12 protein-coding genes are annotated in these 14,102 nt (G+C 66.2%); 4 read left to right on the top strand and 8 right to left on the bottom strand.

Features of this window, described 5'->3' with window-relative positions; translation table 11 throughout:
• Positions 1-80: 80 nt before the first annotated feature.
• The 3 genes from P6U29_RS07270 to P6U29_RS07260 form a co-directional block, all read right to left on the bottom strand.
• Positions 81-1,166 carry a S1C family serine protease gene (locus P6U29_RS07270; protein ID WP_407116974.1) on the bottom strand — a complete coding sequence of 362 codons (1,086 nt, stop codon included), beginning with the start codon at positions 1,164-1,166 and terminating at the stop codon, positions 81-83.
• A 174-nt stretch (positions 1,167-1,340) separates the two neighbouring features.
• On the bottom strand, positions 1,341-2,216 hold the full coding sequence (locus P6U29_RS07265) for a dihydrodipicolinate synthase family protein (protein WP_407116973.1): 876 nt from the start codon (positions 2,214-2,216) through the stop codon (positions 1,341-1,343).
• Positions 2,217-2,277: 61 nt separating this feature from the next.
• The gene (locus P6U29_RS07260) at positions 2,278-3,243 is read right to left on the bottom strand and encodes a VOC family protein (RefSeq protein ID WP_407116972.1); all 966 of its coding nucleotides are present in this window, start codon (positions 3,241-3,243) and stop codon (positions 2,278-2,280) included.
• A gap of 204 nt (positions 3,244-3,447) precedes the next feature.
• On the opposite strand from P6U29_RS07260, the gene P6U29_RS07255 reads away from it, so the two are divergent.
• Positions 3,448-4,314: a S1C family serine protease gene (locus P6U29_RS07255; RefSeq protein ID WP_407116971.1), complete on the top strand. Its 867-nt coding sequence runs from the start codon at positions 3,448-3,450 to the stop codon at positions 4,312-4,314.
• Entirely contained in the window at positions 4,311-4,682 is a 372-nt protein-coding gene (locus P6U29_RS07250) for a response regulator transcription factor (protein ID WP_407116970.1), read from the top strand. The genes P6U29_RS07255 and P6U29_RS07250 overlap by 4 nt, the downstream gene beginning before the upstream one ends.
• Positions 4,683-4,696: 14 nt before the next feature.
• Here P6U29_RS07250 and P6U29_RS07245 read toward each other — a convergent pair whose 3' ends face one another.
• From P6U29_RS07245 to P6U29_RS07230, 4 genes are all read right to left on the bottom strand, one after another.
• Positions 4,697-5,773, bottom strand: a complete 1,077-nt coding sequence (locus P6U29_RS07245) for a sensor histidine kinase (protein ID WP_407116969.1) — start codon at positions 5,771-5,773, stop codon at positions 4,697-4,699.
• Positions 5,760-6,452 (bottom strand): response regulator transcription factor, encoded by a 693-nt coding sequence (locus P6U29_RS07240; protein ID WP_122401117.1) that lies wholly within the window; start codon positions 6,450-6,452, stop codon positions 5,760-5,762. The genes P6U29_RS07245 and P6U29_RS07240 overlap by 14 nt, the downstream gene beginning before the upstream one ends.
• A 96-nt stretch (positions 6,453-6,548) precedes the next feature.
• Positions 6,549-7,118 carry a hypothetical protein gene (locus P6U29_RS07235; RefSeq protein ID WP_407116968.1) on the bottom strand — a complete coding sequence of 190 codons (570 nt, stop codon included), beginning with the start codon at positions 7,116-7,118 and terminating at the stop codon, positions 6,549-6,551.
• A gap of 169 nt (positions 7,119-7,287) precedes the next feature.
• The gene (locus tag P6U29_RS07230) at positions 7,288-9,624 is read right to left on the bottom strand and encodes a Tex family protein (RefSeq protein ID WP_407116967.1); all 2,337 of its coding nucleotides are present in this window, start codon (positions 9,622-9,624) and stop codon (positions 7,288-7,290) included.
• Positions 9,625-10,023: 399 nt separating this feature from the next.
• Here P6U29_RS07230 and P6U29_RS07225 point away from each other — a divergent pair, with 399 nt between their 5' ends.
• Both P6U29_RS07225 and P6U29_RS07220 read left to right on the top strand, forming a co-directional pair.
• Positions 10,024-11,130 (top strand): ring-opening amidohydrolase, encoded by a 1,107-nt coding sequence (locus P6U29_RS07225; protein ID WP_407116966.1) that lies wholly within the window; start codon positions 10,024-10,026, stop codon positions 11,128-11,130.
• A 127-nt stretch (positions 11,131-11,257) separates the two neighbouring features.
• Positions 11,258-12,733, top strand: coding sequence for an amidase (locus P6U29_RS07220; protein WP_407116965.1), 1,476 nt, complete (start codon positions 11,258-11,260; stop codon positions 12,731-12,733).
• A 1-nt stretch (position 12,734) separates the two neighbouring features.
• Here P6U29_RS07220 and P6U29_RS07215 read toward each other — a convergent pair whose 3' ends face one another.
• Positions 12,735-13,961 carry an LON peptidase substrate-binding domain-containing protein gene (locus P6U29_RS07215; RefSeq protein ID WP_407116964.1) on the bottom strand — a complete coding sequence of 409 codons (1,227 nt, stop codon included), beginning with the start codon at positions 13,959-13,961 and terminating at the stop codon, positions 12,735-12,737.
• Positions 13,962-14,102 lie beyond the last annotated feature (141 nt).

Here is a 14,102-nt window from a genome sequence, read left to right as displayed (position 1 = left end):
ACGGATTTTACGGTCGAGACAACCGAGCCCCGGCACATCTGCAATGCGCGCCAGAGCCCTTGCTGGCGCGGATTGGCCGGCTAGGACCTGTCGATATCGATGATGCTTACATTCACATCACGGGTGTCCGAGCCGCGCTTGACCGAGAGCCGAACGGTCTTTCCAGCCCCGGCCTGCTCAAGCGCATCGGTCAGATCGGAGAGGCGCCGCACCGGCTTGCCTTCGGCCGCGGTGATGATGTCTCCGACCGCTCCAGTGGAAAAGTTGACACCGCGAATTCCTGCCCGCTCGGCAGGACTGCCGGGGGCGGTCCGGACCACGATCACCCCTTCGACGCCAAGCCGCGTCGACACATCCTCGCTGGCGGCCACGATGCCGATACCAGGTGTCGGCACCCGGCCGTTGCGGATGAGCTCGGGCACGATCCGGTTCACGACATCGACCGGCACCGCGAAGCCGATGCCGGCGTTCGAACCCGACGGTGATATGATCGCCGTCGTGACACCGATCAGCCGGCCGGCGGAGTCCAGCAGCGGCCCGCCCGAATTGCCTGGATTGATCGCGGCATCCGTCTGGATGACATTGGCAATCTCGCGGCCGCCATGGGTCGGAAGCCGGCGCTTGAGCGCGCTGATGATGCCGCTGGTCATCGATTGATCCAGCCCAAAGGGATTGCCGATCGCAAAGGCGGATTGCCCGACCTTCAGGTCACCCGAACTGCCGAGCGCCACCGGCGGAGGGAGTTCGCGTACACTGCGGATTCGCAGCACCGCAAGATCGTAATTGGGAGCCGTGCCGACGAGGTCCACCTGGGCCACCTCTCCCGACGCAAACCGCACGGCGATCTCCCCGCCATTGGCCACGACATGATTGTTGGTCACGAGGTGACCCTCGCGGTCCCAAACGAATCCCGTGCCGGAAGCGGCGCCCTGGCCTTCCTCACCCATGAGAGGATTGGCCGCCGATTTCGCCGCCACCTGGACGACCGAGGGAGACACGCGCTCGAAGATGTCGATGGTGGCCTTTTCGGCCTCGGACAGCGGCCCGCGCTGCTCGATGGCTCTCGCGGCGGGCGTGGTCCACGGCACATGCTGGATCTTCGCAGCAGTGACCACGACGAGCAGAGCGGCCAAAACTGCCGCGGCAATTCCGTAGCGACGGTTCATGGGTGATCACCACGGTGTGTGCTGAAGACGATGCTCGGAATGCACATAGATAAGCTGACGGACCTCGCTCACGCAGCAACGTCCCAGGCGGCTGGAAGTTTCCCGGTCAGGCAGATAGGGAACGGCTTGGCTTTTGGCAGGGTGTCCGATGACATATTGCCGCGTGACAATCGGCTATGCCAACTTCCTCAGTGCGGCTTCGACGATCCTGCGCTGCTCGACTGTCAGCGCGGCCTGCGGCGGGACGGGGTCGCCGATATCGTAGCCCTGGATCGAAAGGCCGGCCTTGATGCAGGCGGCGAGGTTGAAGCGGGCGAAGGCTTCGTTGATGCGCCACAGCCTGCGCTGGAGCACCATCGCCTCGTCCCAGCGGCCGGCCTTGCAGAGATCGTAGAGCGCGACGCTCTGGCGCGGGATGATGCAGGCCGGGCCCGCCATCCAGCCGCGGCCGCCGATCAGCATGACCGCCGCGGGGATATGGGCGGAGGCCGAGAACACGCGCAAGGAGTCCCCGCAGCGGTTCATGATCGAGAGCAGCCGACCGGTATTGGCCGAGGCGTCCTTGATGTAGCCGATGCGCGGATGTTCGGCGAGGCGCGCAATGACGTCGAGGGTGAGATCGGAGCGCTGGAATTGCGGATTGGTGTAGATGACGACGGGAATGTCCACGGCATCGGCGATGGCGCGGAAGTAGGACTCCACCTGGACATCCGAGAGTGGGAAATAAGCCTCCAGGATCGCCAGGATGCCGCCGGCGCCGAGTGCCTGATAGGCTCTCGCCTGCGCCACCGCATCCGCCGTCGAAGTGGAGGCGACGCCGGCCACGACCGGCACGCGGCCCCTCGCCGCCTCGATCGTGGTCCGTACGACGGAGGTGCGTTGCGCTGCATTGAGATAGGCGAATTCGCCGGTCGAGCCCAGCGGCGTCAGCCCGTGGACGCCCGCGCCGATCAGATCATCGCAGAGCCTTGCGAGCACGTTGGTCCGGACCGTGCCGTCGGCATCGACGGGTGAGACGAGATAGGGAAAGACACCGTGGAATTCGGGCATGTCGGGGCCTTCCGGAATGCTGCTGGCACTCCACGGGTATTAGCAATGCCCGCCCCGGCGATCAAACCTTGAGCAAGCGTACCCGCGTGCCCCAGGGATCGATCGCCTCCACGCCGTTGCTTAACGCCGTGACGTTCACACCGCCCTTGCGCAGACGCTCCTCCTGGGCTGCGAGAATGCCCTGCTTCTCCGTCACCAGCGAGAACCAGGCAAGGCCGGTCGTGGAATCGTCGCGCTGACCGGCACCCTGGCTCTGCCAGACATTCATGCCGAGGTGATGGTGGTAGCGGCCCGATGACAGGAACGCCGCGCCGTTGCGCTTGCGGGTCGGGTCAAGACCGACCGTGCCGTGATAGAAGCTCTCGGCCTGCGCGAGATCGCCGACGCGTAGATGCATGTGGCCGACACGTAGTCCGTCCGGCGCCTTGGCGTAATCAGGGACGCGCGTGTTGGTCAGCGACAACAGGTCAGGGATGTTGAGCTCGTCGGTCGCCATCTTCACGCTGCCCTCGCTCCATTGCCATTGCGAGGGATCGCGGTCGGCATAGACCTCGATGCCGTTGCCTTCGGGGTCGTCGAGATAAACGGATTCAGAGACGAGGTGATCGGCGAAGCCCGACAGCGGCACACGGTGCGCGGCGACTGCTACCAGCCAGCGCGCCAGATCCTTCCGGGTCGGCATCAGGAAGGCGGTGTGATAGAGGCCGGCGGCGGTGCGCGGCTCGATCGCTGCATCGGGGCGGGCTTCCAGCACAAGCAGCGTGATGCCGGCCGTGCCGAGCCTTGCTGCGCTCGCCGAGCGCTCCATCACCGTGAGCCCGATCACGTCGCGGTAGTAATCCGCAACCTTATCGAGATTCTTGACCCGGAGCGTCACCATGCCGACCCGCATCGGTGTGCGGCTGGCAAAGGTCGGGCCGCCGCCCTGCGGGGTGCCCTCGGCACGCGCCGCAGCTGCGGCCGCCATCGCAAGCGAGGTGGCGCCGGCCAGTTGAAGCAGGGTGCGGCGGGTGAGATCGATGGTCATCAGTCAGGGCTCGCTGAAATCCTTGAGGCCATAGGGCGCGATTTCGGGATTGCTACACGTTCCCGTGAAGCGTTCCCAATCACATGTTCGTCGGCCGTGGTCCTACGGAGGTCTGTCCTGTCCCCTGTTCTGGTCCTGGCCACCCGGCCAGTTTCGCAATCGCGCGCGGCATCCCAGATTGAGGGAAACTTATAGGAGCCTGCCATGACTGAGCCTAATCCCCTGTCCTCACTATCATCCGCGCTCGCGGACGTGGTGGCGCGCACCGCACCCTCGGTCGTCTCCGTGCATTCGCATCGCTCCCGCGCAACCGGCTTCGTCTGGAAGAGCGGCCTGATCATCACCGCCGACGAGGCGCTGGCCGACGAGGGCGAGGTCGAGATCGGCCTCGCTGACGGCAGCCGGGTCGCAGCCACCATTGCTGGCCGCGACCATACGACCGACATCGCGCTGCTGCGCACCGAGGCCGCGATCGCGCCGGTCAAACTCGCCACCACGGTCCCGCCGCTCGGTGCATTGTCGATCGTGGTCGCCACCAACCGCGAGACACCGAGTGCGGCGCTCGGGATGGTGTCGGCGTCCGGAAAGAGCTGGCGCTCCTTGCGCGGCGGCGACATCGATGCGCGGATCGAGCTCGACATCCGCCTGCGCGACAGCCAACAGGGCGGCCTCGCGCTCGATGCATCGGGCGAAGCCTTCGGCATGGCCGTGCTCGGCCCGCGGCGCGTGCTGGTGATTCCAGCGGCGACGATCGAGCGCGTCGCGCCGCAGCTCGAGGCGCGCGGCCGCATCGCGCGGGGATATCTCGGTCTCGGGCTGCAGCCGGTGCGACTCGAAGATGGCGTCGGGGCGATGGTGATGAATGTCGACAAGACCGGCCCCTCGGCCGCGGCTGGCATCCGCCAGGGCGACGTGATCGTGGCAGTCAACGACCAGAAGCTCTCCGGCGTGCGCGCGCTGTCGCGGATACTCGGACCTTCGAGCGTCGGCGCGGTGGTCGATGTCGCTGCCCGCCGCGGCGGCGAGCCGATCAGCTTCAAGGTCACGGTTGGCGAGAGGCCGGAGACGTGAGCGAGGATAACGCGCCCGAGATCGTGCTGTCGCTGGAGATCGACGATCCCGTTCTCGCCGATCGCCTAGCGAAGCTGCTGGGCAACGTCACAGGGCTACGCCTCGCCGCGCCCGGCGAAGCGGCCGCAGCGACGGTTGTCGCCCGCGATCCGCGCATCATGCCCGAAGACATTGCGCTGACGCAGCGCGAGCTTGACGTGCTGGCGCTGATGGCCGAGGGCGCCTCCAACAAGATGATCGCGCGGCAGCTCGGCATCTCCGTACACACCGTGAAATTCCATGTCGGCTCGTTGCTCGACAAGCTGGATGCCACCGGACGCACCGATGCGGTCGCGCATGCGGCACGGCGCGGCGTGATCGAGCTTTGACATCACCACCGGCCTCATGGCGCTGATGTCGCCGGGAAGCTGAGCTCGACCTTCAAGCCCGGCGCATTGTCTTGCAGCGCAATCTCTGCGCCATGAAGGCGCGCGACCGCGGCGACGAGGCTGAGGCCGAGACCATTGCCCGGCGTGTAGCGGCTCTGCTCGAGCCGGTAGAAGCGCTTGAAGACATGATCGCGCTGCTCGGCGGGAATGCCAGGACCGTCGTCGGCAATCGTGATCACCGCACCGCGATCGGCTCTGCGGCAGCTCACGGTCACCTGCCCACCCTTGCGACCGTGCTTGATCGCGTTGTCGACGAGATTGGCGATGGCGTCGAACAGCAGGTCGCGGTCGCCGGTGATCGCGACCTCGCGGTCGCCACCGAGGTTGAGGCGCGTGGCAACCTGCTCGGCGGCGGCATCATAGAGCTCGACGACCTCGCCGGCGATCTCGGCGAGATCAAGCGTGCGGAAGGCCCCGGTGCGGGCGCGGGTCTCGATCTCGGAAATCCGCGTGATCGAGGCGAACATTCCGAGTACGGCATCGAGATCGGCGATGGTGTCGCCGATCAGCGCGGCATCCGCCTCGCTGTTGCGCGGGGCGTGATAGGCCTTCTCGAGCCGGCCGCGCATGCGCGTCAAGGGCGTGCGCAGATCGTGCGCGACATTGTCGCTGACCTGCTTGACCTCGCCCATCAGCGTCTCGATGCGGTCGAGCATCTGGTTGAGGTTTTCGGCGACGCGATCCCACTCGTCATTGCTGCCGCGCAGGGGGATACGCTGGTCGAGACCGGAGAGCATGATGGCGCGGCTGGTGGCGTTGATCTGTTCGATCCGTCCGACCGTCCGTCGCGTCACCAGCACGGCTGCGAGCCCGGCGAGCACCAGCAGCAGCGCGGCGACGGCGGCCATCGCGAGCTCGATCATGCCGGTGAAACCGTCATGATCGCCGACCGTGCCGAGCCGGCGCTCCACATAGGCGAGCGTGCCGAAATAGACATAGGCCATGATCGCCGCCACGATCAGCCCGAACGCCGCGATCGCGATCAGCGCCAGGCGGAAGGTCGAGGAGCGGAGGGTCTTAGCCAGGAGCACGGAGGCAATACCCGATGCCGCGGATGGTATGGATCAGCGGATAAGCCTGGGCGTCGTCGACCTTGCGGCGGACCCGGCCGACATAGACGTCGATGATGTTGGTGGAGGGATCGAAATGCAGGTCCCAGACATGCTGCAGCAGCATCGCGCGGGAGACGACGCGGCCCTCGTTGCGGACGAGATATTCGAGCAGCTGGAACTCGCGTGGCAGCAGCGGAATCTTGCGGCCGCGGCGGCTCGCGCTACGCGCGATCAGGTCGATGGCGAGATCGCCGACGCGCAGCAGCGTTTCCTTGGCGATGGTCTCGCTGCGGCGGCCGAGCGCCTCCAGCCGCGCCAGCAATTCGGTGAAGGAAAACGGCTTGACGAGATAATCGTCGCCGCCGGCGCGCAGGCCGCGCACGCGGTCGTCGACTTCGCCGAGTGCGGAGATGATCAGAAAGGGTGAGGCGACGCCGTCATCGCGCAGCTGCCGCATCACGCTGATGCCGTCGATATCGGGCAGCATGCGGTCGATGGTGATCACGGCATAGTCGCGCGCTGAGCCATGGCTGAGCGCTTCGCGGCCCGTCGCGGCAAGATCGACGTCATAGCCCGAGGTCGTCAATTCCTCGACGAGCTGGCCTGCGGTTTCCGGATCGTCCTCGACGACCAGGATGCGGCGGTGACCTCCGGTCATGCAAGACTCCGCGCGACGATCGCCACCAGACTATCCCGTTCCGGGGCTGAGCGGAACTGCCGGTGGCGATCGCGACAATGGTGCGGTCCGGCGATGCTAGTACCAATCGTACCCGCACACATTGACCCATTGCCATCCGTAGGGCGTCCAGCTCCTGCGCCAGCAGCCGTCATAGTAACTGGCATAGATGACAGGCGCGCCGAAGAAGGCGAAGCGGTGGAAGCGATGATGCCGGGAGAAGAAGGCATGCCGGCCAATGAAGGGCCTGCCGTGGAATGCCGTGCCGGCAAACCGCGGGCCGAAGGCGGCGCGGGTCGCGAACGGCGCACCGGCAAAGCGCGGCCCGATCGCGGCGCGGGTCGCGAACGGCGCACCGGCAAAGCGCGGCCCGATCGCCGCGCGAGCGGCCATCGGGGAACCGGCGAAGCGGGCGCCACCGAAATGAGCGCCGCCCATGCCGCCCGCTCGCATGCCCCCACCCATGCCACCCACTCTCATGCCGCCGCCCATTCCGCCGACGTGCATGCCGCCACCACCGAAATGCCCGCCGCCGAAGCCGCCATGACCGCCACCGCCAAAACCACTGCGCGCGAGAGCGGGCGCCGCAGCCGCCAGCGTCGCAGCAACTATCGCTGCGGCGAGTCCTGTGAGAAGCCTGTTCTTCATCGGAAGATCCTCCTTGCAGTGCAGCGCTAGTGCCGCTGCACGAGGAGGATCAGGAGAAGCGAATGGGCTGTCCCCATCAACTTACAAATGCGCCAGTTTCTGACGCGGGTGTTAGGGAGGGCGGGCTGTTTCACTCCCTCTCCCCGTTCTTACGGCGAGAGGCTAAGACTCACACCCGCTTGCCACCGCTCTTCTCCGCGGCGCGGCGCAGCGCTTCGGCGAGAGCGCCGCCGCCGGAGGATTCCTGCTTGCGCGGCGCCGACGAGGTCATGCGGCTCGCGTTGCGCGAGCCGTTGTCGCGCTGCATGCCGGGGGCGTCCTTCTTGGCGCCGACCTCGTCGTCGAGGCGCAGCGTCAGCGAGATGCGCTTGCGGGCGACCTCGAAGTCCAGCACCTTCACCTTGACGATGTCGCCGGGCTTCACCACCTCGCGCGGATCCTTGATGTAGTTCTTGGACATCGCCGAGATGTGCACGAGGCCATCCTGGTGCACGCCGATATCGACGAAGGCACCGAAGGCGGCGACGTTGGTCACGGTGCCCTCGAGGATCATGCCCTTCTTGAGATCCTTGATCTCCTCGACGCCCTCCTTGAACACCGCGGCCTTGAACGCAGGGCGCGGGTCGCGGCCCGGCTTTTCAAGCTCGCGCAGAATGTCGGTGACGGTCGGCAGACCGAACGTCTCGTCGACGAAATCCTTCGGCTTCAAGGTGCGCACGATCTCGCTGCTGCCGATCAGCGCCTTGATGTCGCTCTTGGTGGCCGCGAGGATCCGGCGCACCACGGGATAGGCTTCCGGATGCACGCCCGAGGCATCGAGCGGGTCCTCGCCGCCGAGGATGCGCAAGAAGCCCGCGCACTGCTCGAACGCCTTCGGCCCGAGTCGCGGCACGTCCTTCAGCGCCTTGCGTGACTTGAACGGGCCGTTGGCGTCGCGGTGCGCCACGATGCTCTGCGCAAGGCCTGCCCCGACGCCCGACACGCGCGCGAGCAGCGGCGCCGAGGCGGTGTTGACGTCGACGCCGACCGCGTTCACGCAGTCTTCGACCACCGCATCGAGCGATTTTGCGAGCTTGGCCTGGCCGAGGTCGTGCTGATACTGGCCGACGCCGATCGCCTTGGGCTCGATCTTGACGAGCTCGGCAAGCGGATCCTGCAGCCGGCGCGCGATCGACACCGCGCCGCGCAGCGTGACATCGAGGCCGGGCAACTCCTCCGACGCAAAGGCCGAGGCCGAATAGACCGAAGCGCCCGCTTCGGACACCACGATCTTGGTCATCTTCAATTCGGGCAGGCCTTTGACGAGGTCGGCCGCGAGCTTGTCGGTCTCGCGCGAGGCGGTGCCGTTGCCGATCGCGATCAGCTCGACGCGATGCTTCAGCGCGAGCCGGCCCAGTGTCGCCAGCGACTCGTTCCACTGCCGCTGCGGCTCGTGCGGATAGATCGCGGTGGTATCGACCACCTTGCCGGTGGCGTCGACCACTGCGACCTTGACGCCGGTGCGGTAGCCGGGATCGAGACCCATGGTGACGCGGGTGCCGGCGGGCGCCGCCAGCAGCAGGTCGCGCAGGTTCGAGGCGAACACGCGGACGGCTTCGGTCTCCGCGGAATTCCACAGCCGCATGCGCAGGTCGATGTTGAGATGGACCTGGATCTTGGTGCGCCAGGCCCAGCGCACGGTGTCGATCAGCCAGCGGTCGCCGGGGCGCTTGAGATCGGCGATGCCGAAGCGCTTCATGATCTTGAGTTCATAGGCACTCGGCACGCCCGGCGGCGGCGCTTCGGCCTCGGCTTGAATTTGCAAGTCGAGAATCTCTTCCTTCTCGCCGCGGAACATGGCGAGGATGCGGTGCGACGGCAGCTTGGTCAGCGGCTCGGAGAAATCGAAATAGTCGGCGAACTTCTCGCCTTCGGTCTTCTTGCCGTCGCGCACCTTGGAAACCATGCGCGCATTGGTCCACATCTCCTCGCGGAGTGCGCCGATGAGGTCGGCGTCCTCATCGAAGCGCTCGACCAGAATGGCCCGGGCGCCGTCGAGCGCGGCGGCGGCATCGGCAACGCCCTTCTCCGCGTTGATGAAGCCTTCGGCCACGACCTTGGGATCGTTGCCGGGCTCGGCGATGAGCTGATTGGCGAGCGGCTCGAGGCCGGCCTCCTTGGCGATCTCCGCCTTGGTGCGGCGCTTCGGCTTGAACGGCAGATAAATGTCTTCGAGGCGTGCCTTGCTGTCTGCAGCCATGATCGTGGCTTCAAGGGCTGCGTCGAGGTTGCCCTGCTCGCGAACCGATTCGAGGATGGCCTTGCGGCGGTCTTCGAGCTCACGCAGATAAACCAGGCGCTCCTCCAGGGTGCGCAATTGCGCGTCATCGAGCGCACCGGTCGCTTCCTTGCGGTAGCGGGCGATGAAGGGAACCGTGGCGCCGCCGTCGAGCAGCGTCACCGCCGCCTCGACCTGCTCGGCGCGAACCCCAAGCTCCTGCGCAATTTTCTGGTTGATGTTGGCCACGCGAGATTCCCTCTGTCAAAGCACGCGACGCAGGGCGAACCACCGGCCGCGGGACGCCGCTTATGGACCAACCAAGGTTGATTCATCAAGGTGCGGCGGAGGGCCGTCGACAGAGGATTTTTTGCTGGATCGATGCGATCTCGCCACATTCGTTTGGGTGGGATCGCTCTGCTTGCGTGTCCCGCATGCACTGCAACGCCTCTAGCGTTGCAGTGCTGAGCCGGGACCCAGAAGGCGGCGCCGTATGCCGCGAGATGGGGCCGCCGGCTCCGCAGCGCATCGCCCGACGGGCGCCGCGCTGCGGCCGGGGCACGAGAGCGCCGTTTCCGGCTTGACAGCTGCCGCGGTTCAACGGCTGTTCTAGTTTGCCGGACTCCTGAACTCCACACGAGGACCATCATGCCTACAACATCGGTTGGCGTCACGAGGATCGCCACCAGCGGCCCCGGCGACGTCTCTGGCCTCATGAGCCTGATCAGCTCCGGCACGATCGATCCCAAGTCGATCCTCGCGATCCTCGGCAAGACCGAGGGCAATGGCGGCGTCAACGATTTTACCCGGGAGTATGCCGTCGCCGCGCTGTGCGCGGCGCTGGCGCCAAAGCTCGGCCTGTCCGCGCAGGAAGTCGAACAGCGCATCGCCTTCGTGATGTCCGGCGGCACCGAAGGCGTCCTCAGCCCACACATCACGGTGTTCACGCGCCGGACGGTCGAAGCCCGTCCGGTCGGTCGCCCCGGCAAGCGGCTGAGCATCGGCATGGCGCACACGCGGGACTTCCTCCCTGAGGAGCTCGGCCGCTCGGCGCAGATCACGGAAACGGCGACGGCCGTGAAGGCCGCGATGGCGGACGCCGGCATCAGCGATCCCGCCGACGTCCATTTCGTGCAGATCAAATGCCCGCTGCTCACCAGTGATCGCATCGCGGCGGCAGCGGCGCGCGGCAGCAAGACAGCGACGACCAGCGCCTACGCCTCGATGGCCTATTCGCGCGGTGCTTCCGCGCTCGGCGTCGCGGTCGCGCTCGGCGAGATCGCCTCCGACATCAGCGACGAGGACGTGCTGCGACGTTACGATCTGTTCTCGAACGTCGCGTCGACCTCGTCAGGCATCGAGCTGATGCAGAACGTCGTCATCGTGCTCGGCAACTCCGCATCGTCAGCGAGCGAGTTCGAGATTGGGCATGCGGTGATGAACGACGCGATCGACGCCGCTGCAGTGCTGGCGGCACTGAACAGCGTCGGGCTTGGCACTACGCCGCAGTCGGGCCGCGAGCTCGTCAACATCTTCGCCAAGGCGGAGGCCTCGCCAGATGGCAGCGTGCGTGGCTGTCGCCACACCATGCTCGAGGATACGGACATCAGCTCGACACGCCACGCCCGCGCAGCGGTCGGCGGCCTGATTGCTGGCCTTGCCGGCACCGGGGCGGTCTACGTGTCCGGCGGTGCCGAGCACCAGGGCCCGCCGGGCGGCGGCCCGGTTGCAGCGATCGCGCGACTGTCGGATTGATACGACCGGTATTTCCGGGTGCTGCGACCTGTCCGCCCCACGCAACCCTGCCCTTCGCGCCGGCTCGGTTGATTCGGACGGTTCCTTGCGAAAGGAAGGAGGCCGCTACCAAGAGGATTTTGACGTCATGACTTTGCCGATGAGCTGGAGTGAATGGGCGCAGCACGATGGCGTCGCGCTGGCGGGGCGCGTCCGCAAGGGCGAGCTGACGGCGAAGGAACTGGCACGGCAGGCCGCGGCCGGCGTCGCCAAGGTCAATCCGGCGCTGTCGGGCGTGGTCGAGCTGTTCGAGGACGTGATCGCCGATCCCGCCAAGGACGGCGCCAATCTCACAGGTCCCTTCGCCGGCCTGCCCTTCCTCATGAAGGACCTCGGGCCGACCATGAAGGGCCGGCTCCAGGAAATGGGCTCGCTGTTGATGCGCAGCAATCGCGCCGCGGCCGACACGTTCCTCACCGGCAAATTCCGTCAGGCGGGGCTCAATCTGATCGGGCGCACCACGACGCCGGAATTCGGCGTATGCAGCTCGGCCGACAATCCCGCCGTCTACGTTACGCGCAATCCCTGGAATACCGACTACACCACCTGCGGCTCGTCAGCCGGCAGCGCCGCGATGGTCGCGGCCGGCGTGGTGCCGATCGCCCATGCGACCGACGGCGGCGGCTCAATTCGCATTCCCGCCGGCGTCAACGGCAATATCGGGCTGAAGGTCTCGCGCGGCGTGTTCTCGCTCGCACCGCACATGTCCGACCTCACCGGTCTCGTCTCGATCCAGGGCTGCCAGTCGCGTTCCGTGCGCGACACCGCCGCCTTCGTCGATCACGCGAGGGGACCGGCGCCCGGCGAGTTCATGCCGTTCTGGACCACGGCGCAGCCTTATTGCGAGATGATCAAGCGCGATCCGGCAAAGCTTCGCATCGCGCTGTCGCATACATGGGGCGACTACACCGCGACGCCCGAGATCGCCGCCGAGTTGGAGAAGGCCGGCCGCTTCCTCGAAGGCCTCGGCCATCACGTCGACTACGCGCTGCCCGAGCTCGATTTCCGTGCCGCGTTCGCGGCGCAGACCACCTGCTACATCTCGAACTTCGCGGTGGTGATCTCCAACATGCTCGCCGCGCGCGGGCTGGAAAAACCGCCGGAAGATCTGATCGAACCCATGAACATCCGGATCTGGGAAGCCGGGCGCCATACGAGCTTCGCCGAGCGGGCGAAGATGCAGGGCGTGTTCAATACGACCTCGCGCGGCTTCGGCGCGTTCTTCGAGCAGTGGGACGTGATCCTGACGCCGATCACGGCGCTGCCGACGCCAAAGGTCGGCACCAGGGAATACCTCACCATCTCCGACAATCCCGACGTGCTCGACTGGTTCGGCAATCTCTGGCGCTTCTTCGCCTTCACACCGCTCGCCAATCTCTGCGGCATGCCGGCGATCTCGATGCCGATGGCGGCCCAGGATCACGGCCTGCCGCTCGGCATCCAGGCGATCGCCAAGCAGGCCAATGACGGCCTGCTGCTCCAGCTCGCCGCCCAGATCGAGCGCGCACTCGACGGCAAGTGGAACGGCGGCAACACCGCGAAGGTGCACGTGACGAAGGCGTAAGCTAGCCTTTGTCATTGGCCGCATGTCGCACAATGGCCTTGTCGACGCGAAAGCGCGACACGCCCTGCTCGGCGAGCATGCGCGCGGCGGGGCTTCGCGTCTCCGGAAAGAGAGCGACGAGCGCATTGATGCCTGTCACGGCGGGATTGCCGATCTCCTGGGCGTGAAGCGCGGCGCGCTGGTCGACGCGCTCGAACGCAGGCGTGGGCACGGCGCTTCCGGCCTCGGTCAAGATGTGCTTGAGCTCGTTGTCGAGATACTCCAGGACGCTTTGTTTCAGCTTGCCAAGATCGACGCCGCAGGTGCGCATCACGGCGGAGGCGTCCGCATCGTCGATCAGGGCGAGCAGCAGATGCTCCAGCGTCGCGTATTGATGGCGACGCCGATCAGCGTGATCGAGCGCCTGCCGTTTCGTGGCCGCGTAATTTACCGAAACCGGGCGCTGCGGCAGGTCGAGCAACGCTTCGATCCGCTCGAGGCGCTTCATGGGATCGAGCGCTGCCAGGAGCTCGTATTTGTCCCTGATGGGCAACTTCATCCGCGTCGCGACGGTATCGGCGATCTGTCCGGGATCTCGCGTTTGATCGAAGAACAGCCAGATGTCCGGTACCAGCATTCCGTGCGCCGCGGTGTAATCCTGGAAGCGCTGATAGATCCTTCGGATCAGATGCCGCGCATCACGGGCGACGGCCTCGCTGACGTCGGAGACCTCAGCCCGATAGCCACTCGCTTCAGCGACAAAGCCGCGCAACGCGACGCGCCGAAGCCCCCGCGTCAGCACCCTGAACGTGCCATCGCCGAGCAGTTCGAGTTCGAGCAGCTGGGCGAGGATGCCGATCTCGTAGACATCGGAAAATCGGGGATCATCGACGGCCGCCTCGCGCTGGATCGCCAGCACGACCTCGCGCCCGCCTTCAAATGCCTGATTCAGGGCCTTAACGGTGCCGTCGCGGCCTACGAACATCGGGTAAATCGCATTCGGAAATGGAACGAGATCGCGCAGCGGAACGGCCGGGTAAAGCGCCGTTGCTGCGTTGAGCCGTGTCGTCGGTCCAGCCGTGTCACGCCGGTCGGCGTGAAGCAGTGCCGACAACGTATTCCAGTCGGCAACCCCCAGCATCTTCGATACCAGTTCGAGGCTCTCGCTGTGACTGATGGTGACGGCCTTGGTGGTCAGGGATTCGCGCAGGGTCTGCGCCATAGCCTTGGCATCGCGAAAATCGCGCATCGGTTCGTCCTCTGCATGAGCGATCCAGGTGTGTCAGGTGGTTGCGTTGCTGACCTGGTCGCTCGGGCAAAGGGAGGCCGATCAGGGCTCGATACGTTCACCATTCCACGGAGGGCGCAACCGGCAGGTCGTATCAACCTG

Source organism: Bradyrhizobium sp. LMG 9283 (assembly GCF_045571415.1).
In the GTDB taxonomy this organism is placed as follows: domain Bacteria; phylum Pseudomonadota; class Alphaproteobacteria; order Rhizobiales; family Xanthobacteraceae; genus Bradyrhizobium.
Note: the sequence above shows the minus strand (reverse complement) of the source record. Positions and strands in the feature narration are given on the sequence as shown.

Bases quoted from the DNA above. Each gene is read 5' to 3' on its own strand.
- P6U29_RS07220 (WP_407116965.1), top strand. From the start codon at position 11,258: ATGACTTTGCCGATGAGCTGGAGTGAATGGGCGCAGCACGATGGCGTC.
- P6U29_RS07215 (WP_407116964.1), bottom strand. From the start codon at position 13,961: ATGCGCGATTTTCGCGATGCCAAGGCTATGGCGCAGACCCTGCGCGAA.
- P6U29_RS07235 (WP_407116968.1), bottom strand. From the start codon at position 7,118: ATGAAGAACAGGCTTCTCACAGGACTCGCCGCAGCGATAGTTGCTGCG.
- P6U29_RS07270 (WP_407116974.1), bottom strand. From the start codon at position 1,166: ATGAACCGTCGCTACGGAATTGCCGCGGCAGTTTTGGCCGCTCTGCTC.
- P6U29_RS07260 (WP_407116972.1), bottom strand. From the start codon at position 3,243: ATGACCATCGATCTCACCCGCCGCACCCTGCTTCAACTGGCCGGCGCC.
- P6U29_RS07240 (WP_122401117.1), bottom strand. From the start codon at position 6,452: ATGACCGGAGGTCACCGCCGCATCCTGGTCGTCGAGGACGATCCGGAA.
- P6U29_RS07255 (WP_407116971.1), top strand. From the start codon at position 3,448: ATGACTGAGCCTAATCCCCTGTCCTCACTATCATCCGCGCTCGCGGAC.
- P6U29_RS07265 (WP_407116973.1), bottom strand. From the start codon at position 2,216: ATGCCCGAATTCCACGGTGTCTTTCCCTATCTCGTCTCACCCGTCGAT.
- P6U29_RS07225 (WP_407116966.1), top strand. From the start codon at position 10,024: ATGCCTACAACATCGGTTGGCGTCACGAGGATCGCCACCAGCGGCCCC.